Annotated in this window: 15 protein-coding genes and 1 tRNA gene; 8 read left to right on the forward strand and 8 right to left on the reverse strand. The window is 41.1% G+C overall.

Going from position 1 to position 21,145, the window contains the following annotated elements:
- The first annotated feature begins 138 nt into the window (after window positions 1–138).
- The 6 genes from kdpA to H6G08_RS24155 all read left to right on the forward strand — a co-directional run bounded on the left by kdpA (window position 139) and on the right by H6G08_RS24155 (window position 8,555).
- Window positions 139–1,839: a potassium-transporting ATPase subunit KdpA gene (gene kdpA / locus H6G08_RS24130; RefSeq protein ID WP_190547549.1), complete on the forward strand. Its 1,701-nt coding sequence runs from the start codon at window positions 139–141 to the stop codon at window positions 1,837–1,839.
- A 172-nt stretch (window positions 1,840–2,011) separates the two neighbouring features.
- The gene (gene kdpB, locus H6G08_RS24135) at window positions 2,012–4,117 is read left to right on the forward strand and encodes a potassium-transporting ATPase subunit KdpB (protein WP_190547551.1); all 2,106 of its coding nucleotides are present in this window, start codon (window positions 2,012–2,014) and stop codon (window positions 4,115–4,117) included.
- A 37-nt stretch (window positions 4,118–4,154) separates the two neighbouring features.
- Window positions 4,155–4,409 carry a potassium-transporting ATPase subunit F gene (locus H6G08_RS24140; RefSeq protein ID WP_190547553.1) on the forward strand — a complete coding sequence of 85 codons (255 nt, stop codon included), beginning with the start codon at window positions 4,155–4,157 and terminating at the stop codon, window positions 4,407–4,409.
- A gap of 52 nt (window positions 4,410–4,461) precedes the next feature.
- A complete protein-coding gene (kdpC, locus tag H6G08_RS24145; RefSeq protein ID WP_190547555.1) occupies window positions 4,462–5,064 on the forward strand; it encodes a K(+)-transporting ATPase subunit C in 603 nt (200 codons plus the stop codon).
- Window positions 5,065–5,837: 773 nt separating this feature from the next.
- Entirely contained in the window at window positions 5,838–7,967 is a 2,130-nt protein-coding gene (locus H6G08_RS24150) for a TonB-dependent receptor plug domain-containing protein (RefSeq protein WP_190547557.1), read from the forward strand.
- Window positions 7,968–8,258: 291 nt separating this feature from the next.
- Window positions 8,259–8,555: a hypothetical protein gene (locus tag H6G08_RS24155; RefSeq protein ID WP_096646497.1), complete on the forward strand. Its 297-nt coding sequence runs from the start codon at window positions 8,259–8,261 to the stop codon at window positions 8,553–8,555.
- Window positions 8,556–8,826: 271 nt separating this feature from the next.
- Here H6G08_RS24155 and truB read toward each other — a convergent pair whose 3' ends face one another.
- The 3 genes from truB to H6G08_RS24170 all read right to left on the reverse strand — a co-directional run bounded on the left by truB (window position 8,827) and on the right by H6G08_RS24170 (window position 13,316).
- A complete protein-coding gene (gene truB, locus H6G08_RS24160) occupies window positions 8,827–9,699 on the reverse strand; it encodes a tRNA pseudouridine(55) synthase TruB (protein WP_190547559.1) in 873 nt (290 codons plus the stop codon).
- A 612-nt stretch (window positions 9,700–10,311) separates the two neighbouring features.
- Complete coding sequence (locus H6G08_RS24165) at window positions 10,312–12,066, reverse strand: alpha/beta hydrolase (RefSeq protein ID WP_190547561.1); 1,755 nt, start codon at window positions 12,064–12,066, stop codon at window positions 10,312–10,314.
- A gap of 332 nt (window positions 12,067–12,398) precedes the next feature.
- On the reverse strand, window positions 12,399–13,316 hold the full coding sequence (locus H6G08_RS24170) for a DMT family transporter (RefSeq protein ID WP_190547621.1): 918 nt from the start codon (window positions 13,314–13,316) through the stop codon (window positions 12,399–12,401).
- A gap of 525 nt (window positions 13,317–13,841) precedes the next feature.
- On the opposite strand from H6G08_RS24170, the gene H6G08_RS24175 reads away from it, so the two are divergent.
- On the forward strand, window positions 13,842–16,037 hold the full coding sequence (locus tag H6G08_RS24175; protein ID WP_190547563.1) for a CHASE2 domain-containing serine/threonine-protein kinase: 2,196 nt from the start codon (window positions 13,842–13,844) through the stop codon (window positions 16,035–16,037).
- A 142-nt stretch (window positions 16,038–16,179) separates the two neighbouring features.
- Here H6G08_RS24175 and H6G08_RS24180 read toward each other — a convergent pair whose 3' ends face one another.
- From H6G08_RS24180 to H6G08_RS24200, 5 genes are all read right to left on the reverse strand, one after another.
- Window positions 16,180–17,373, reverse strand: a complete 1,194-nt coding sequence (locus H6G08_RS24180; protein WP_190547623.1) for an aminotransferase class V-fold PLP-dependent enzyme — start codon at window positions 17,371–17,373, stop codon at window positions 16,180–16,182.
- Window positions 17,374–17,396: 23 nt separating this feature from the next.
- Window positions 17,397–17,468: transfer RNA gene (locus tag H6G08_RS24185), tRNA-Asn, on the reverse strand.
- Window positions 17,469–17,620: 152 nt separating this feature from the next.
- A complete protein-coding gene (locus H6G08_RS24190) occupies window positions 17,621–18,172 on the reverse strand; it encodes an NYN domain-containing protein (protein WP_190547565.1) in 552 nt (183 codons plus the stop codon).
- Between the two features lie 361 nt (window positions 18,173–18,533).
- A complete protein-coding gene (locus H6G08_RS24195; protein ID WP_190547567.1) occupies window positions 18,534–19,211 on the reverse strand; it encodes an ABC transporter ATP-binding protein in 678 nt (225 codons plus the stop codon).
- A gap of 13 nt (window positions 19,212–19,224) precedes the next feature.
- Window positions 19,225–19,497, reverse strand: coding sequence for a UPF0367 protein family (locus tag H6G08_RS24200; protein WP_096646489.1), 273 nt, complete (start codon window positions 19,495–19,497; stop codon window positions 19,225–19,227).
- 416 nt (window positions 19,498–19,913) lie between these two features.
- Here H6G08_RS24200 and psbD point away from each other — a divergent pair, with 416 nt between their 5' ends.
- Window positions 19,914–20,969 (forward strand): photosystem II reaction center subunit D2, encoded by a 1,056-nt coding sequence (gene psbD / locus H6G08_RS24205; RefSeq protein ID WP_096643895.1) that lies wholly within the window; start codon window positions 19,914–19,916, stop codon window positions 20,967–20,969.
- Window positions 20,970–21,145: the final 176 nt, after the last annotated feature.

The raw sequence follows: 21,145 nt of genomic DNA on the forward strand, positions 1-21,145 counted from the left end.
CAACAGTCAACAGTCAACGACTTAAACGGGAATAATTTACTTTTTGGATTTACCCGATCTAAAACATAGCTGATTGGTAAATGTTTCAGTTGTCATAGTTATCTGTCTAAAACTTAACTTTAATTGAGTGCGAAATAAATGGGACAAGGTTTACTCCAAATAGGGTTAACGCTGTGTATAGTTATACTAATTACGCCTATATTCGGCAGATACATAGCCAATGTCTTTCAAGAAGAAAGAACAGTGCTTGATTCTCTGATGAATCCTCTAGAACGAAGCATTTACGTTCTCGTGGGTGTCAGAAGAAAAGAAAATATGACTGGTTGGCAGTATATCAGAGCAGTACTATGCAGCAACCTGTTCATGGGTATTGTAGTGTATTCGCTGATATATTTTCAGAAGTTTTTACCTTGGAATCCCAATGGCTTAGGTACGCCAACCTGGGATACAGTATTACACACCACAGTTTCTTTTATTACCAACACCGACCAACAGCACTACGCAGGCGAAAATACATTAAGCTATTTTAGCCAAGTAGCGGCTTTAGGTTTCGTGATGTTTACCTCAGCTGCGACGGGTTTAGCCGTAGGAATTGCGTTTATTCGGGGATTAACAGGGAGAAAACTGGGCAACTTTTATGTCGATCTGATTCGCGCTATTACACGCATATTATTACCTATATCGGTAATTGGCGCGATCGCCTTACTAATATTAGGTGTACCCCAAACCTTAGCCGGAACTCTCAGCGTCAAAACCTTAGAAGGTAGCACGCAATATCTAGCTAGAGGCCCGGTAGCATCCTTTGAGATGATTAAAATGCTAGGCGATAACGGCGGCGGCTTTTTTGGCGTTAACTCCGCCCATCCCTTTGAAAATCCCAATGGCGCTACTAATTTAATCGAAGCGATCGCCATGATTTCCATTCCCGCCGCCATGATTTACGTCTACGGCTTGTTTGCCAATAATACCAAACAAGCTTGGCTATTATTCTGGATGGTATTGGGGATTTTTGTCGTTTTAGTGGGAATAACCGCCACTGCTGAATTACAAGGTAATCCCCTAGTCAATGGCACATTGGGGATTGAATATCCGAATTTAGAAGGTAAAGAACTGCGCTTCGGTTGGGCGCAAACCGCAATGTGGGCGGTAATGACTACCGCTACCATGAATGGCGCTGTCAATGGAATGCATGATTCCTTAATGCCGCAAGGATTATTTTCCACTTTATTTAACTTATTTCTCCAGATTATCTGGGGAGGACAAGGCACGGGAATAGCTTATCTATTAATTTATGTAATTATTACCGTTTTTCTGACTGGATTAATGGTAGGACGTAGCCCAGAATTTTTAGGACGCAAAATTGAAAAACGGGAAATTGTTCTCGCCAGTATAGTATTACTCATACATCCAATTGCGGTATTAATTCCCAGTGCGATCGCTCTAGCTTATCCCTTTTCTCTATCGGGGATCACTAATCCTGGGTTTCACGGCATTTCCCAAGTAGTTTACGAATATGCTTCCGCCGCAGCTAACAACGGTTCTAGCTTGGCAGGTTTAGCTAACTCTCAGCCAGCACCCACAGCATTATGGTGGAACCTGAGTTGTTTATTTCCCCTATTAGCAGGACGCTACATTCCCATTATTGCCATTTTGCTACTAGCTGATAATATGTCTCGTAAACAAACAATCCCCGCCACCCCCGGAACATTAAAAACCGATTCCCTGCTATTTACCAGCGTCACAGCTGGTATCACTCTAGTTTTAGCCGTCCTCACCTTCTTCCCCGTTTTAGCCTTAGGCCCCATAGCCGAAGGTTTTAAACTAGCCTCTGGCAATTAGTAAAATTACGGAAATATCCGGTCACAGGGAGACAAGGGAGACAAGGAGGACAAGGGAGACAAGGTAGCCATTCAATCCAGCTTTTAGCACAAACAAGCATAAAAATATTCCCCCTGCCCCCTGCCCCCTGCCCCCTAGCCCCTAGCCCCTCCATCCTCACTCACCAAATCTTATGAATTCAGTTGCAACTACCTCCAAAACCAAACCCCCACGTTCTCGCCAACGCGATCGCCGTCAAGTTAGTAAAAAAAAGAAAATAGGTGCTACGGGCATATACTTACGGGCTATTGGCGATGCCTTTATTAAGCTCAGTCCAGGGAAGGCAATTAAAAATCCAGTGATGTTTTTAGTCTGGATTGCTACATTAATCACCATAGCAGTCACCATCGATCCCGCCTTATTTGGCCCAGTTGAACAAAATAATCCCCAACTGTTCAACGGTATAGTCAGCGGAATTTTGTTTTTCACTGTTTGGTTTGCTAACTTTGCGGAAGCTTTAGCAGAAGGGCGTGGTAAAGCCCAAGCTGATACTTTACGCTCTAGCAAATCAGAGATAACCGCTAAAAAACTCTCTGCTGATGGCGCAATTACCGAAGTATCATCTACCAGCCTCAAACAAGGTGATACAGTTTACGTCGTCGCCGGCGATTTTATTCCCGCCGATGGGGAAGTAGTCATGGGTGTCGCCTCTGTTGATGAATCGGCAATTACCGGAGAATCTGCACCCGTACTTAAAGAATCAGGCTCAGATGTTGCCAGTTCTGTAACTGGCGGTACCAGAATCATCTCCGATGAATTGATTATCCGCATCACAGCTGATGCCGGTAAAGGCTTTGTCGATCGCATGATTGCTTTGGTAGAAGGTAGAGAACGCCACAAAACCCCGAACGAAATTGCCTTAACAGTTTTATTAGCAGTTCTGTGCTTAATCTGTTTATTTGTCGTCGCCACTCTACCTGCATTTGCCTACACCGTTAAAACCCCCATCAACGTCCCCATTTTAATTGCCCTGTTAGTCGCACTAATCCCCACCACCATCGGCGGTTTACTCAGCACCATTAGCATTGCGGGGATGGATCGCATTGCCCAATTTAACGTTATTGCGACTTCCGGACGAGCAGTTGAAGCGAGTGGAGATGTTAATACTCTACTTTTAGACAAGACAGGAACAATTACCTTAGGTAACCGCTTGGCAGAAGATTTCATCCCCATCAACGGACATTCCATGGAAGAAATTGCCAATGTCGCTTGGATTGCTAGTGTATTTGATAATACACCAGAAGGTAAATCGATTCTCCGTCTAGCAGAAAGATTTGGGGCTAGAGTAGACTTCGATCCCAACCACGCCGAACCAGTAGATTTTTCTGCTACCACCCGCATGAGTGGTACTAACCTACCTGGTGGGAGGGAGGTACGTAAAGGTGCAGTTTTAGCAATTAAAGGCTTTGTGCGATCGCGTCATGGGCGAGAAACCCCAGAATTAGATCTTGCTTATGAGCGAGTTTCCCAACAAGGAGGTACACCCCTAGCCGTTTGCTTAGATAGGGAAATTTATGGTGTCATTCATCTTAAAGATATAGTTAAACCAGGAATTCGCGAACGATTTGACCAGTTACGTCGCATGGGAGTACGTATAATCATGCTAACTGGAGATAATCAGATTACTGCTGCTGTAATTGCCAAAGAAGCCGGAGTTGATGACTTTATTGCCGAAGCTTCCCCAGAAGATAAAATTCTTGTCATTCAACAAGAACAACAAGAAGGCAGACTAGTAGCGATGACAGGAGACGGAAATAATGATGCACCAGCCTTAGCCCAAGCGAATATTGGTTTAGCTATGAACACAGGTACTCAAGCTGCCAAAGAAGCTGCTAACATGGTCGATTTAGACTCCGATCCCACCAAACTCATTGATATTGTCAGTATTGGTAAACAATTGTTAATGACGCGGGGAGCTTTAACTACATTTTCCTTAGCTAATGATATTGCCAAATACTTTGCACTGATTCCCGTCATTTTTGCTGCTGCTAACTTGCAAAGTCTCAATGTTATGCAATTGACTAATACAAATACAGCCATACTTGCTGTCTTGACTTACAATGCTTTGGCGATCCCTGCCTTAATTCCTTTAGCTTTAAAGGGAGTCCAATTTAAACCAGTAACAGCTAATAAACTTTTGCAACGCCATATATTAATTTATGGTTTAGGCGGATTAATTTTACCCTTTATTGCGATTAAATTGATAGATTTGCTGATTACTGCTACAGGATTATTCTAAACAAATTACTCCAGGGACGCACAAAATCCAACCGAAAATGAAAAATAAAATTGAAAATCTGGAGCTATTACAGCTATTATCATTTTTGCGATCGCAAAGCCGTAAACAAAAGTTACCACTAGCAATTTTTATTGTGTTGTGCTTAAACTTGGCAATTGCACCCGTAGTTTATGCTGCTGCTGATGGTGAATTAGAAAGGCGTTCGGCTTGGGCAATTGGTATTTTAAGTTTCATCACAATTGCCATTGTTATTTACCTATTTGTCGTCATTTTTCAGCCAGAACGCTTCTAAAAATTCTTAATTTTATTCAAAATTCAATTCTCACAACGAACGCCTAAATTATATGTCTATTATTCGCGAAATCATCAGGGCTATTCGGGTAACTCTGGTATTGTGGTTACTCACAGCAATTATCTATCCCTTACTAATTTTAGTAGTTGGTCAAGGCTTATTCCCATCACAAGCTAACGGTAGCATCATGGTGAATATAGATAATAACCCTATTGGTTCAGCTTTAATTGGTCAAGTATTTACATCCGAGAAATATTTTCATGGTCGCCCCAGTACAGTAAGATATAGCCAAGGTAAAAGAGCCAGACCAAATGGCATATCGGGAGCGAGTAATTTAGCTCCCACTAATCCGCTACTACTTGAGCGAATAGTAGAACAAGCTAATCAATTTCAAGAAGAAAGTATTCAACCAACAGCAGATTTAATTTACACATCTGCTTCTGGTTTAGATCCACATATTTCTTTGAAAACAGCCAGAGAACAGGTAGAAAGAGTAGCCCGTGCCCGAAATATTCAAGAAGATGAAATATTACCCTTAATTAATAAATATACCGATGGCAGATTTTTATGGATTTTTGGCGAGCCAGGGGTCAATATTTTGCGCTTAAATTATGCGCTAGATTTGCAAGAAATTAACCGCCAGCCAAATCAATAACAATTCAAAATTCAAAATTCAAAATTCAAAATTCAAAATTCAAAATTATGTAGGGTGCGTTATCACGAAGTGTAACGCACCGTATTCTGGACTGCGATACATCAATATATTCTAGAGGGCAAGGCAATGCCTTGCCCCTACAATATTTCGGTTTTTTTAATTGGTATTAGTATATATAGGATTCATATTTGATTTTTGAACCAATACGTAGGGTGTGTTGTCGCGCAGCGCAACGCACCAACTCCCATAATACGGTGCGTTACACTTCGTGATAACGCACCCTACATATACTTAGATTTTTTCAGAAATCAAATCGGATTCCTATAGCAATCCTAAATGATTGACAAACGCATATCTTCCTTGTCTTCCTTGTCTCTCACTTTTTTCTCTTATCCTTGGCGTACTTGGCGTACTTGGCGGTTCATTAACAAATATAGGATTCATATTTGATTTTTGCAAAAAACTCAGTATACTTTGATTCTTTCTTTCCTGTTCTCTTTTCCCTGTTCCCTGTTCCTTGTTCCCTCCCCGCGCAAATAATTTCAGGAATCAAAGCGGATTCCTATATTTTCACAACTCAATACAAGATTGCGCTATGTAGGGTAGGAAATCCCCTGTGACCAATTTTTTGTAAGCATTGCTACAATTCACTAAACAATTAAAATTAACAGCATAAAATCATCAATCCAACTATGACAGCTTGTCTTTTGACATCTAATATCAATAGCCCGAAAAATAAAATTTAGTGACTGTTTTTACCGGGTGTGAGTGAAGTGAACAAGAATATTTTTCTGCTATCAGTTGTTGTGCAAACTTTACTGATAGCGGCTCCTAGCTGGGGTGCTGATGTTGATATCAAGCAAGAATCTACCGATAAATTACCGCAAATAATTTCTAATATTCCCGATTTAAGTGATATTCAGCTACCCTCTACAAATGCTGAATTATTAACACCAAAATCGCTGAACAATCAAATTAGTCAAGATACACAACCTCCACAAGAGCCAACAACAGAACCAAGTTCTCCTGATGCTCCAGCCGATGATGCAGATATCACCATTGAAGCAATTGGAGAACAAGATACTCTACCGCAATCCACACCAACTTATGTAGTTGACCAAGAAGAAATTAAAAAACAAGGTGCAAATAGTCTGGCTGATGTATTAAAAAGAATGCCAGGTTTTGCCATTAATGATGCTGGTCATGGTGCAGATATTCACACAGGTACATATTACCGAGGTGCTTCGATTAATCAATCTGTATTTTTGATTAATGGTAGACCAATTAATACTAATATTAACCTTTATCATGGGGGAACAGATTTAAATAGTATTCCCGTAGAGGCGATTGACCGAGTAGAACTATATAGCGGTGCGGCTTCTGCTTTATATGGTTCCTCAGCCTTTGGCGGAGTTGTGAATATCATCACCAAAGAAGGTTATAGTCAGCCAAAATTATCTAGTAGTATCGAATTTGGTTCCTTAAGCCAAAATAATCAACAATTTAGTTATGGTGGGGCTGCGGGTGCTTTAAAGTATAACTTTAGCTTTGAAAGATACTTTACAGATAACCGTTATCGCGTTCCTGTTGGTGCAGCTAACCGCGATGCACAAGGATTTTTCTTTAATGCAGATACAGCAACTAGTACTTATTTTGGCAATATTGCTGTCGATTTAGATCCTAACAATTCTTTGACTTTTGATATTACGAAATTAAGTAGCCGTCGGGGTTTAATTTATTTTGGTTTTCCTCTACAACGAGATAGATTAGACCATGATGGATTAAATGCTGGTTTATCTTGGAAAACTCGCTTAGGTAGTGGCGATAATTCTACTCTGACAACTACATTTGGTTATAACCAAGATTACTTTAGCACCTATGGCCCGACAGTTTTTCAAGGTAGGGAATTTTATCGTACTGGTGTGTTAGATACTCAACAATTATCAGCCAGAGTAGATCATGAATGGAAATTTAGCCAGAATAATCAATTACGTTGGGGTTTAGATTTAAAAAATACTGATTTATATGGTGATACCTTAAGTACTAGCCCGAATAGAATTGCCAATAACGAAACAGAAAATCGCAGCATTTTCGCTACAGCATTATTTGCAGTTAACACCTTTAAATTTAACGAAGATTTTCAGATTGATTTAGGGCTAAGACAAAATTTTGACGGACAATTTGGCAATTATCTCAATCCTAGCGTTGGTTTACGTTATGCGATCGCACCGACAATTGCCGTCCGTGGTAGTTGGGCTGGCGGACAACGTAACCCAGGTTTAGACCAGTTATATGTATACGATACAGTTCATGGTTGGGAACCCAATGCCGATTTAAAACCAGAAACCGGCTCCTCTTGGACTGCGGGAATAGATATCAATTTTTCTCAAAATCTCACCGGACAGTTTACCTACTTCGGTAGTAGTTTAGATAATCGCCTGGGAGTAGTCGCCGGTAAATGGCAAAATATTGGCTTAGTCGATACCAATGGTTTAGAGGCAGCCTTACAGTTAAAATTTACTAATAATTGGTCAAGCTTTGTCAATTACACTTATACAGATGCCAAAATCAAAACTGGAAGCGAACAAGGCTTGCAATTAGGCTTAATTCCTTATTCTGTATTGCAAACAGGAATTGGCTATCAAAACTCAGGCTGGCAAGCTAATTTGTATGTTACCTACAATAGTGGGGCGCGGCGAGCTATTTTTAATCGAGCTGGTGACAGTCCTACAGATTTTGCACCCTCATTCCTCAATTTAGACTTTAGCGGTCGCATTCCCATCACCAGAACTTTGGGATTGAGAGTTTACTTAGAAAATTTACTAGGCGAACAATACGAACGAGTGAACCGAATTTACAGTCCTGGCTTTACCTTCCGCGTAGGCTTAAGTTCAGATTTGTAAATTGGGCATTGGGCATTGGGCATTGGGCATGGGGAGTAGTGCTTTGTCTCATTAATTCTGAGGAATAAAAAACGAACCGCGAAGACGCGAAGTCCGCGAAGGAAGAGACAAGAAGAAGAAACTTACCCCTCGAAATTTTTGCGATGAACCAGTAGTTACTAATGCTCTATAGGGTAGAGATGTGCGATATCTACGCTGCTCTGTGTCTACGCATTGTATCTACCAATCCATCAATTAAAATAATGACAAATGACCAATGACAAATGACCAATGACTAATGACTAATGACCAATGAGAGCCAGAATCGAAAATGAAGTGCTAATCATCAACCACGAGGACTTACCTGAGTTTAAAAAGGGCGGTTCCGTGGTGAGAAATTCCTATTTTTGGGCTTTACGCTCAATTGCTGGGAAATATGGGCGTTATCGTGATTGGGAATACGAACCCGAAGTCTGGCTAGCTTTAGGGCGAATGCTGTTATCTTTTGCAGAGTCTGGGTATTTAGGTTATCGAGAAACTCTATTAGAATTTCCTCAATCTCAAGAGCAAATTCCGCCTCTACTCCGAGATGTCGCCACATGGGAATGATCGGTTTATTTTTTAATAATTAGTATTACTAAATCTGTACCTTGACCTACAGGTTTAGTAATAAAAAAGTGTTAAACAAATGAGGGTAAATATCTTCAGAAATACCCACCCCCGTATTTACAGCATATTTCAGGTAAATGAGGTACGCGCTTCGGGGCATGGCAGTGCCAGTGCCCCTACAATCAACGATCATCTGTACTTTATTTATGGGGATTATCTTTTTACTTTTTACTTCTTAAAACATCCTCACCCGACTTGCGAGTGAGGATTTTTAATTAGTTAAAACTGTCGAGGGAATTAACAATTGATCGTTGATTTGTCCAATTCCCAAAAAGCGATTTTCTGGCTCATAAACTCGAACTATACCAGTTATATCCAGGTCTACGGGAATTCGCTGTCCTTGACACCATTTTTTTGCAGATAATGCGGGTAAAATTACTGTAGATAGATGTAGTAAAGCTGTATCAGGGGCGATCGCTTGAAAGGTTCCTGTTTGCAGTTGAGTTTCTAAATCGCTCAAAGTTAAACTATTTGCTAACTCAAAACCACTACTAGCAGTGCGTGTTAAAGCGGCGAGAGTACCACCAGTTTGTAAAGCTGCGCCTAAATCACGAGCGATCGCTCTAATATATGTACCACTACCACAGGCGATCGCAATATCTAACTCCGGAAATTCCCCTTCTCGCCAAGCCAATATTTCTATCTCAAATACTTCCACAGTCCTCACGGGAACTTCTACCTGTTCACCGCGCCGTGCTAAATCATAGAGGCGTTTACCATCAACTTGAATGGCGCTGTAACTTGGCGGAATCTGTTGGATTTCCCCGATAAATTGCGGTAATATAGGTTTTATTTCTGATAAATCTAAGCCCGGACAAGGTGTAGAGGTAATTATCTCGCCTTGTAAATCGTCAGTTGTCGTCTGCACGCCAAACCTAATCGTAGCTTGATAAGCTTTATTACCTGGCAAATACTGCAATAATCTCGTGGCTGTACCAAAAGCGATGGGTAATACTCCCGTAGCTGCTGGATCTAAAGTTCCCGCATGTCCCACACGTTTGAGGCGCAGGAGTTTTCGCACCCGCGCCACACAATCATGAGAAGTCCAATCAAATGGTTTGTTTAAGTTTAAAAAACCTTGCACAATAGAAAATTTGAGGATAAGTAGGTCGGCGTAATTAAATATAACTGGCAAGGGCTGTTATTTGTCATTTGTCATTGGTCATTTGTCATTGGTAGGGGAGTGTCAACCGACTTATTTATAGCAATTCTCTGTGAAGCTGCGCATTAACGCCCTCAGGCTAGAAGCCTGGGGCTATATAAACAAAGCCTGCCTGCGCAGGCTAGATTATATGCATCTTCATTTGGTATAAGGTTTAAATACTGAAAATGTCATAAATTATGCCAAATTGTAGGGGCGGGGTCACCCCGCCCCTACAAGTTGCGGGTTTGGTAAGTTAATAATTGGAATATTTTTTGATTTGGAAATCCCTAAGCAAAAATTACCAAAAACCTGAATTTAGAGACTATTTATAATAATCAAAATAAGTATATTACAACACGTAAATAGGTTTGAAATTATTACCAATGACCAATGACCAATGACAAATGACCAATGACCAATAACAGATACGTCTGTCAGGGTGAATTTACCACCCTTGAAGACAATCTGTAATCAGTAATCATGGAATAAATTGGAATAAAGATGAGATTTACGAACAAAATCTTCTCTATAAACAGATTTTGCCGAGATTCGCTAGAAAATCACCACATGCAGTAGTGTAACCCCCACATCCAACATCCAAAACCCAAATTTAACTATGGAGTTGGGGGATTTTTTGAAAGCTAACTTTGCAACTCTGGTTTCGGTGTCTACAGCTTGTGCTAATTCTGTTGTAGTGAGAGACTGCACAAAACTGACACTGAGAGGTTGACTGGAGATAGCTTGAGCATAGGCGGCGTTGAGGTAGGGAGAGTATTGGGATGTACCGGCAACGTAGGTTTGAAAGAAAGGTAAACTCAAAGCATTCATGTAGCGACGCGCAACCGCCGGGTTATCGCCAATTACCGGAGAAATATCTCCAAATAATTCGTTTCCTCTATTCCCATTCCCAATGGTGGAAAAGTGGGTTCCACCGACAAGCATCACTAGATATTTGGATGAATTAGCAAACCAGGAGAAAGGTAAAATTTGCTCAAATAAAGCTGGTGCAACGGTATCATCACTGCTACCAACCAGCATTACGGGAGTTTGAATGTGGCTCAAACCTGCTTTACCAAAAATCGAACTAGTGATTGGGTTAATTGCGATCGCAGCTTTGACTCTCTCATCTCGTAAATTAATTGGCGAGACTGACTGTTGATTTAAGGACAATGCACGACATTGCAGCAGTAACGAGATATTCCAAGTATCTTGCAGTATCTCTGGCTGACAATCTTTGCGTAGTTGGGCAAAGTTAATCTCTGCACCAGCTAAAGCTAAAGCCGTGTAACCACCTAAAGATTGACCTAATACTCCCACTTGTTGCAGATTTAACAAACCTCCAAACCGGGAATCGGATTTATTCGCCTTCTCCAGTTCATTGAGGATGTATTTTACATCCAATGGCCTGTCGATAAATTCATCTGCTACTGTGCTGCTATTAGCCGTATCATTGCCGGAATGATTGGGGACAACTACAGCAAATCCATAGGAAGCTAAATGATTGGCGAGATAGCGAAAATTGCTGCTATCCGTACCCAAGCCGTGAGAAATAACAATTACAGGTGCAGGACTTTCGACATGGGGAACATATAAATCAGTTAACAATTCCCTCCGCCGTGACAAGTCGGAATAATTTAGGGTGTATTGCTGCACGATAAATTGTCCTTGTTGTCGTAAATCTGGTAATTGTGAGAAATTTACTGGTTCTTGGGTAGTCGCTTCGAGATAGGACTTTCTGCTAACTTCCGCGATCGCGCGACTGGTTTCACCAATGAGTTGCTCTAATTCTCCAGCTATCCCCATGCTGTGGACTAAATCAATATTAATGCTGCTAGTGGGATACTTTCGTAACAAATTTAGGAGGGTGAGTCCTCCCGGTTCCCCAGCAGCAGAAATAAACGCCGATCGCAAAGTTTGATATTCCAGTTGCGGTTGAGGCGATCGCGATTTAATCGCGGTTGCTAACCGTTGGAGAAGAAATTCTCCTTGTGGCGTATAGAGAAATTGAGACACCACAACCGGATTTACCTTCACCGGCGTCAATAAAATTCGCCGTAATTCTTGGAATTGTTTTGCAGGTAGATACTGTTGATAGATAGTTAACTTGTCATCGATTACACCAGTTTGGGCATAGTTTTCCAAAGACGCGATGGGAATCGCTAATTTTATGGCTGAATAAGAGCCATAAACTTGTTCTGCTGCCAATACAGAATGACTCATTCCAAATATTGGCAGCACTATTGATAGAACCAGCAATAGCAAAATTTTTACCAGGGTGCTGGCCCAATTACCAAACAAACTAATCATCGCTCAACTGTTTCGGTGATGTTGTTGCACGAGGCGTTGGCTTTGGTAGTTATTTAGACACCCTGGTAAGGTTATTTAATATTAATCGCCTCAAGATTATGTATTTTTTATGAGTTTGAATCTCTTTGTTACAATGCCAACAATTAAATGTAACAAGGCCTTACTGATACGCAAAATATCAATTTAGCAAGAGATTTACTCAAGTGGCTGACGCTTACTGTGAAATCATAACAAAGAAAAAAATACCTTGCCTCAGTATTTCTAATGTAGCTTTGAATTAATGATTCATCTATTACAATTAATAGCTAGTAAAAACTCTGAAAAATTTGCGATTAATCAGTTTTTACTAAAGCAATTGTTGCCGCACCAGTAACAACTAAAACAGCGCCTGTAATTCCTAATAATGTAAACTTTTCTGGTAGCATTAGCCCAGGCGCAATTACAGAGACAGCCCAGACTGCAATTAAAGTCACAATCGGCGTTATTGTTAATACGGCACTCACCCTTGATGCTTCCCAATGTGCCAATGATTCTGCAAAAGCACCATAGGCAATGAGAGTATTTAAACCACAAAAAAGTAATGTGTAGAAATGCAAATTACTCAGCGTTAAAACGGCTTGCGCTTTACAAAAAGGTGTGAATAAAAAAGCACATCCACCGTAGACAATGAGCATAATTTGTGCAGAAGATAACGATTGTAATAACTGTTTCTGCGCCAAAGCATAAACCGCCCATGCAGCTGCACCTAAGACAATTAAGCCACTACCATAAAGATATTTGTTGTGAGATGTAATTAAATTGGTAAGTTGCTCATGGAAAAACAAAACATAACCAATCGTGAATATACTTACTCCTAGCCATTGATAAATCTGATAGCGTTCTTTAAAAATTACTAAACCGCCTAAACTTAAAAAAATTGAAGAAAATTGAATAATTACTTGCGCATTTGCAGGTGATGTGAGTGCTAAACCTTGCAAAAACAAAAAATAATTCAGCGCTAAAAAAATTGTCGCGATCGCTAATAATAGCCCAGAAGCAGAACGCAGTTGTGCTAAAGTTGGTAACTTTCCCTGAAACCCTAAATATATAGCCAGCAAACTGAACGCCACCAAAAACCGAAACCAAATTACTGTATAGACATCAAGTGCTTGGAGTGCGACAGTAAGTGCGATCGGTAGAATTCCCCACAAAAACACTGTTAACAGTGATAAAGCTAGCCCTAACTGCCAGCGACCAGAACTTTGATGCATAGTTAAGCTAAAGATAAAATTATAGGTTTTATCTAGCTGAAAAATGGGCATTGGGCATTGGGCATTGGGCATGGGAAGAGAGATTTTCATGTTTGGTTGTGGAGTTTTCCCATGAGGGACTAGCTTAAAAATAGGGACTAGGGAAAAATATTCTCTCAATCATCAAAATCTCTTATATTCTCTGCGCCTCTGCGTCCTCTGCGGTTCAAAAATAATTTATACCAATTTAAAAAAGGAATGCGACAGTAGGGGCATGGCATTGCCATGACCTCTAGAATGTACTAATCTGTCGCCAATACTATTTGAATTGGTATTATTTAACCACAGAGAACACAGAGAACACAGAGATAATACCCAGCAAAAACCTTATATGCTAGTTAATACTCACCACATATAAGGCTAGAAGGCAGAAGTAAGGACTGACTACAATTTTTGAGCAATTTCTTACAAGTTGTAAATGACATGGAATAAATTCCATTAACAAAAATTAGTATAAAAAATACTTATCTCTAATCAATAATAAATATGTTTGTAAATTTCAAAAATTTATTCACACAGCCAGCGCTAATTTCTAGCGCAGTCATCACACTTTTACTGCTAGGAATTCAAAAAATTGGAGTTTTAGAACCGCTAGAACTGAAAATCTACGACCAAATGATGCAAATGCGCAGCGATCCTGGGGAAGATCCGCGTTTATTAATTGTCGCTGTTGGTGAAAAAGACCTACAAAAATGGAACTGGCCGCTTTCTAGTCAAATATTAGACCAAGCACTAGGTAAACTTGAGGAATATGAACCACGCGCCATTGGTCTAGATATTTTCCGCGACTTACCTGTAGAACCAGGTCACGAAAAATTACTTCAACGCCTACAAGAAAGCGATATTATCGTTCCTGTCTGCAAACATTCAGACACCTCAAGTTCTGGAAATCCCGGAACGCCACCCCCCACAGGAGTAGAAGCCGAAAGAGTTGGATTTAGCGATGTTGTCGAAGATACCGATGGCGTCATTCGCCGCAATCTTTTATCTGTAAGTACAGATGCAAGCGATCCTTGTCAAAGCGTATCTTCTTTAAGTTTACAATTAGCGCTGAAATATCTGGCAGTAGGAGGAATTCAGCCAGAATTTACCCCGAACCGAGAACTAAAACTACGTGATATTGTTTTTAAACCTTTACAACCTCACGTTGGTGGTTATAAAAAAGCAGATACCAATGGCTATCAAATTCTGCTTAATTATCGTTCTTCCCGCGCAATTGCCAAACAGGTAACAATTACAGAACTGCTAGAAAATCAAGTAAAACCAGAATTAGTCAAAGACCGCATCGTCTTAATTGGTTCCACTGCACCTAGTTTAAATGATATTTTCAATACACCATACACTAGTGGCAGGTCAGATATTTCTGGCAAAATGTCAGGAGTAGAAATTCATGCTCACAGCGTCAGTCAAATTTTGAGCGTCGTTCTCAACAAACAGCCGTTATTTTGGTTTTTACCTGGTTGGGGAGAAGTTTTCTGGATTTGGGGATGGACTTTAATCGGTGGGTTAATCGCTTGGCGCATTCAGCATCCGCTAGGCTTAGGATTAGCAACAGGAACAACTCTGTTAGTCTTATTTGGCAGCAATTTTGCGATTTTTACCCAAGCTGGTTGGTTTCCTGTCGTATCTCCTAGTTTGGGGTTAATCTTGGCAACTGGTAGCGTTTTAGCATATATCGCCTATCAAACTAAGCAACAGCAAGCAATCATCTTGCAACGAGTACAAGAGCAAAAAGAATTAATTGCCCAATTGCAAGCTCTAACAACAAATAATCAGTACAATACACAACAACCAACAACACTTGCCAATACTGTATATGCACAAACTCAAGAATTAGCGCCAAGTATTGTCCTGAATAAGCGTTATAAAATTGTCAATAATTTAGGTGCTGGTGGCTTTAGCTATACTTATTTAGCAGAAGATATCAAGCGTCCTGGTAATCCGCAATGTGTGGTGAAACAGTTACATCCTGCTAACCAAGAGGCAGAATATTTAACTATCCTGGGACGTTTATTTAAGACAGAAGCTGAAATTTTAGAAGTTTTAGGTAAACATCCACAAATACCATATCTATTAGCTTTCTTAGAAGAAAATCAGCAGTTCTATATAGTACAAGAATTTATTTCTGGGAATCCGCTTTCTGATGAACTCACCCCCGGTAAGCGATTTTCACAAGCTGAAGTTATAGCCATCCTCAAAGAAATTTTGCAAGTGCTGGTATTTATCCACGGTTACGGCGTGATTCATCGGGATCTCAAACCGAGTAATTTAATTAGGCGCAAAGCTGATGGCAAAATTGTTTTAATTGACTTTGGTGCAGTCAAGCAGATTCAACCCCAAGAACAAGATAGCCAAACTATCGCCATTGGTACTCCTGGTTTTGCACCCGCAGAACAAATGAGCGGTCAACCAACAATGAATAGTGATATTTATGCATTAGGGATGATTGCTATTCAAGCTTTAACTGGTATATATCCTAAAGTATTTCGCAGAGATGTGAATTCAGGTACAGTCATTATCCAAGTTGAATCTCAAACTGGCGAGCAAGTTTGGCAGTATTGGTGGGAAATAGCAGAAACTACCAAAGATTTTGCCAAAGTTCTAGATAAAATGGTACACATGGACTTTACACAAAGATATCAGTCAGCCAGCGAAGTTTTGAATAATTTGGAAAGTTTGTAGAGTTGGGCATTGGGCATTGGGCATTGGGCATGGGAGTATAATTTTGGGGAAACTCTATACTCAGCTAATACGCATCTAAATTGCATAACTACTCATAGTGACAGTCAACCGTCAACAGTCAACCGTCAACCGTCAAATCAAATCACAACTCCCTCAGTGCTTTCGCCAAATATACATACTGTTCCAGGGTATTGTAAATTTGTGCTGATATCCGCAGCAATAATTTTGGCGATTCATGCCAAGGTACTATTTGTGCTTGAATACCAAATTTATCAAATAATTCATCATGTACGGTCATAAAATGGCGGTTTTCTAATGCACCCAACATTGGTATAACTGCCATAGAACCAATCATTTCTTCCGGACAAGGCGGTAAAACTTCTAAAGCTTGACAGAGTAACTGTCTGGCTTCTAACACTAGCTGATGATTTCGCTGTCTTAACTCATTCCAACCGCCGGGTAGCAATGAACCCATAAAAGCGATCGCATCCGGGACGCACATATACGCGGTAGGATCGTCTGTACCCGTCCAATCGAATTCTAATTGAAAGCGGCTTTTATCGGTTCTCGGTGAATTTGCACCGTGGCTAATTGTCAACGGACGAATCTGAGACTGTCTATCTCGTCGCACATACAAAAATGCGGCTCCCTTCGGCGCACATAGCCATTTATGGCAATTCCCAGTGTAATAAGTTGCGCCAATTTCTCGCAAATTTAGCGATATCATTCCCGGAGCATGAGCGCCATCTATGAGAGTATCTATCCCAAGCTGCTGTAATTCTTGCACTAATTGCTGAATCGGGAAAATTAACCCAGTTTGGCTAGTAACATGATCTAACAGCGCTAATCGCGTATTTGGTGAAATTCGCTCCATGACTGCTGCAATTACTTGCTGTGGCGATTCAATGGGAAAGGGAATCTTGGCTATAACTACCCGCGCACCTGTACGACTAGCGATAAAATCTAGGGCATTACGGCAAGCGTTATACTCGTGGTTAGTGGTGAGAATTTCGTCGTTGCTAGAAAATGTGAGAGAGCGCAATACAGAATTCACACCAGTGGTGGCATTATTTACAAATACCAAATCTTCACTATCTGCACCAACAAATTCTGCTAGTTGATTTCTCGCATTATCTATTAGTGGTTCCCATTCTCTCCCAAAAAAACGTAATGGTTCTTGTTCAAGTTGCGATCGCAATTTTTGCTGAACTGCTAACACCGCTTTCGGACAAGCACCAAAAGACCCATGATTTAAAAATGTAATCTCTGGATCGAGAGTCCACAGATCCCGAAAATGAGAATGATGAAGTTTGAAATTTGCTTTTTCATCCTTCATCATTCACCTTTTATCCTTTTAAACTCCCCAGGCCGGATTCGAACCAGCGACCAATCGATTAACAGTCGATCGCTCTACCGCTGAGCTACTGAGGATTGCTCACGATTTATAATAGTAAAGTAATAAATAGGTTTTGGCAAGTACCGCAGCCAAATTTTTTTTAAATTCTCAACTCGATAGCTGAAGTTATTGATTTTGGCTGGCAAACACAGATTCTGGATTTAGAGCAGAGACCATCTAGCAAGCCCTATTTCAAGCCCATCCGCAATTCAGCTAAACGCTCGCGAGATTTGGCATCTATAGAATTAGCTAAAAACCTGCTATTAGATTTTTTGCGTGATTGATACTTATGTCGCATCCGACAAACTGTCATTTCCACCTCGCCACAGAGTTGTTGTGCAGACAACCATTCAGCACCATACCCCTGTACCATCAATTGCTGTGCCCTATCTGAGGTGGCGACAATCACGCGCGAAATCCGCGATTGTGCTATTTCGTAGCGTAAAGAAGCACAAAGTTTTTCGATGTATGTATCTGCTGTTTGCCCAAAATCAGTGTAATGAACTGATAAAAGCTCTGTAATAATCTCTTTGTTACTAGAAGCGTTTTGATATTGGGCATCAAAAACGATTTGGGTGTCGTAACCTTGAAACGAGCTATAACTAGTCATCGTTTCCACTAATTCTCCCCGTGCTGCTTCTAGTCCAGCACTATCACGGGTTCTCTTGAGACAAGACCAAGCACCAATTATATTGTAGCCGTCTACTAATAAAACGGCTGGGGATGAGGGACGAGACATGGTTTTTAATCACAGTTATATAGAGTTGGCAAAATTCGTTCATAACTCTATATAGTACTTGAAGCATTGCTTGTAACACTATGTTACAGAAATCTAAAGTTGTGGGATTGAATTATCTAAAAACTGGAAAAGCGCCTTTTGTCGGCGCTTTTGAGTTGTTTAAATTGTTGGTGTTGAATTATGAGTTTTCGACAAAGAACTAGGCTGCTAGGCAATTTCCGGGTTTCATGTTGGCAAATTACAACTGGCGAAAATGTGCAATTTGGACATGAATGAGTCTTGTCAAAAAATAGAGATTTTTCCCGAAATGCAGAAGTTCACACCTTCAGCTAACACAAAATGCAGCGAAGGTTTGGGTAGTTTATGAAGCGGCTTTGTCTACTTCCATTAACCGTTGTTTTAGGCGTAGTGGTTCACCTCGATCTACTAAAGAACCATTGTCTAATAAAAAAGCTCCGTCACAATAATTCAACTCATCAAGGCGATGGGTTACCCACAAAGCCGTGATTCCCCGCGTTTTGACCAAGCGATGCACGCTAGCAACTAAATCCAGTTGACTATCGGGATCTAATAAAGCAGTGGGTTCATCTAATAACAGGATTTCACATTGGCGAGCGATCGCACCAGCAATTGCTACCCGTTGTTTCTGTCCTCCACTCAAAGCATAGATAGGACGGCGTTGCAGCGATTGTAAATTAACTGCACCTAAAGCCTCCTCTACTCTGGCTCTGACTGTAGCAGGCGGTAATTTTTCTTCCACTAATCCAAAAGCCACATCTGCACCAACTGTTGGCATTACCAATTGATGATCGGGATTTTGGAACACAAAGCCAACGGGATGCAACACCCGAATTTCGCCCGAAGTGGGAGCTAATAATCCTGCTAACAATCTGAGTAATGTTGATTTCCCGCTACCATTAGTACCCAAAAGCATCCAAAATTCGCCTCTAGGCACTTCTAAAGAGCAAGATTTAATGGCTTTTGCACCACTAGGCCAATTGAACTGTAGATCGCGAACCGCAATACCCACTTCCGCCATTTATCTCACCTGCTCACTCACTAGTTAGAGCCACAAAACCTGGTGGTCTACCACTACTAGTGGTGACACCATCTTTCTGAAGAATCTGCACCCCAGAAATTTCACTAGCACGAACAGCAATTTTCTTCTCTGTTTTGCCCTCACATATTAGTTCCACAATGTCAGGGTTACCAGACCGCATCGCTGCCAAAATTAACTGGTAAACAGCCTCAGCATCCTCTGCTGACTTACGTTGCACTGATAATGGATAAGCAGTGTTTCTGACGGTTAAGTCGATGGTAAACATTTAGCATTAAACAATTTAACTGTAGGACTCATTCTAGCGCTAGCTGTCAGGATACTGGTGTAGAGTCCAAAGTCAATAGTCAATGGTCAATAGAGACGCGATTAATCGCGTCTGTACAATTGTCAATTGTCAGTGGTCAGAGACGCGATAACCCTTATCTGTACAGTTGTTTAGTTGTCCCCCTGGCTCCAATGCCCAATGCCCCATGCCCAATGCCCGATACGAATTGTTAAAAAAAATTAAATTTAACCTAGAAAAATTAGAGATTTGCACTTAATATGATTAGAGTCAGTAAAAAATTGTAAACTGGATTGACAACCCAGTAAACTTTCTGTCTATGGAAAGCTAAAGAATAATAGCGATCTATAATACAGAAGTAAAAACCTGTACTTATAAATTTTTGGAGATTTCCTCTAATGACCATCGCAGTTGGACGCGCCCCCAGTAGAGGGTGGTTTGACGTTCTAGACGACTGGTTGAAGCGCGATCGCTTCGTGTTTGTAGGTTGGTCAGGGATTTTATTATTCCCCTGCGCTTTCCTAGCACTAGGTGGTTGGTTAACAGGCACAACCTTCGTCACGTCATGGTACACCCACGGTTTAGCATCTTCTTATTTAGAAGGCTGTAACTTTATCACCGTAGCCGTATCCACTCCAGCAGACAGTTTGGGACATTCCCTATTATTGCTCTGGGGCCCAGAAGCCCAAGGAAACTTTACCCGGTGGTGTCAACTTGGCGGTTTATGGCCATTCGTAGCGCTACACGGAGCCTTTGGTTTAATCGGCTTCATGTTACGCCAATTTGAAATTGCCCGTCTAGTGGGAATTCGCCCTTATAACGCTTTAGCATTCTCTGCACCCATCGCGGTATTCGTCAGCGTCTTCTTGATGTACCCCTTGGGACAATCTAGCTGGTTCTTTGCACCCAGCTTTGGTGTAGCCGGAATTTTCCGTTTCATCCTGTTTGTACAAGGTTTCCATAACTTCACCCTCAACCCCTTCCACATGATGGGTGTAGCAGGTGTGTTGGGCGGTGCATTACTTTGTGCGATTCACGGTGCAACAGTAGAAAATACCCTATTTGAAGACGGCGAAGCAGCAAACACCTTCCGCGCCTTCAACCCCACCCAATCAGAAGAAACCTATTCAATGGTGACAGCAAACCGCTTCTGGTCACAGATTTTCGGGATTGCTTTCTCCAACAAACGCTGGTTACACTTCTTTATGTTGTTTGTACCAGTAACCGGACTGTGGATGGCAGCAGTGGGTATTGTCGGTATCGCCCTCAACCTACGAGCTTACGACTTCGTATCCCAAGAATTACGGGCTGCTGAAGACCCAGAATTTGAAACATTCTATACCAAAAACATTTTGCTGAACGAGGGTATCCGTGCTTGGATGGCACCTCAAGACCAGCCCCATGAGCAATTTGTCTTCCCTGAAGAAGTACTGCCTCGTGGTAACGCTCTGTAATCATCTGAGATTAATTAAGCTTTAATTAGTCTTGATACTCCCTCACCTGATAAATGGTGGGGGATTTTTATGTCCTTGAGTTATTCAGATTTAAGGATTTACAGAAAATAAATTATCCAACATACTCCGAGAATATATTCTCTCTCCCCCTGCTCCCTGCTCCCTGCCCCCTTGCT

It is taken from the genome of Calothrix anomala FACHB-343 (assembly GCF_014696435.1).
Taxonomy (GTDB): Bacteria; Cyanobacteriota; Cyanobacteriia; order Cyanobacteriales; family Nostocaceae; genus Aulosira; species Aulosira anomala_A.

Bases quoted from the DNA above. Each gene is read 5' to 3' on its own strand.
- H6G08_RS24195 (WP_190547567.1), bottom strand. From the start codon at position 19,211: ATGGCGGAAGTGGGTATTGCGGTTCGCGATCTACAGTTCAATTGGCCT.
- kdpA (WP_190547549.1), top strand. From the start codon at position 139: ATGGGACAAGGTTTACTCCAAATAGGGTTAACGCTGTGTATAGTTATA.
- kdpC (WP_190547555.1), top strand. From the start codon at position 4,462: ATGTCTATTATTCGCGAAATCATCAGGGCTATTCGGGTAACTCTGGTA.
- H6G08_RS24155 (WP_096646497.1), top strand. From the start codon at position 8,259: ATGAGAGCCAGAATCGAAAATGAAGTGCTAATCATCAACCACGAGGAC.
- H6G08_RS24165 (WP_190547561.1), bottom strand. From the start codon at position 12,066: ATGATTAGTTTGTTTGGTAATTGGGCCAGCACCCTGGTAAAAATTTTG.
- kdpB (WP_190547551.1), top strand. From the start codon at position 2,012: ATGAATTCAGTTGCAACTACCTCCAAAACCAAACCCCCACGTTCTCGC.
- H6G08_RS24140 (WP_190547553.1), top strand. From the start codon at position 4,155: ATGAAAAATAAAATTGAAAATCTGGAGCTATTACAGCTATTATCATTT.
- H6G08_RS24180 (WP_190547623.1), bottom strand. From the start codon at position 17,373: ATGAAGGATGAAAAAGCAAATTTCAAACTTCATCATTCTCATTTTCGG.
- H6G08_RS24175 (WP_190547563.1), top strand. From the start codon at position 13,842: ATGTTTGTAAATTTCAAAAATTTATTCACACAGCCAGCGCTAATTTCT.
- psbD (WP_096643895.1), top strand. From the start codon at position 19,914: ATGACCATCGCAGTTGGACGCGCCCCCAGTAGAGGGTGGTTTGACGTT.
- H6G08_RS24170 (WP_190547621.1), bottom strand. From the start codon at position 13,316: ATGCATCAAAGTTCTGGTCGCTGGCAGTTAGGGCTAGCTTTATCACTG.
- H6G08_RS24200 (WP_096646489.1), bottom strand. From the start codon at position 19,497: ATGTTTACCATCGACTTAACCGTCAGAAACACTGCTTATCCATTATCA.
- H6G08_RS24190 (WP_190547565.1), bottom strand. From the start codon at position 18,172: ATGTCTCGTCCCTCATCCCCAGCCGTTTTATTAGTAGACGGCTACAAT.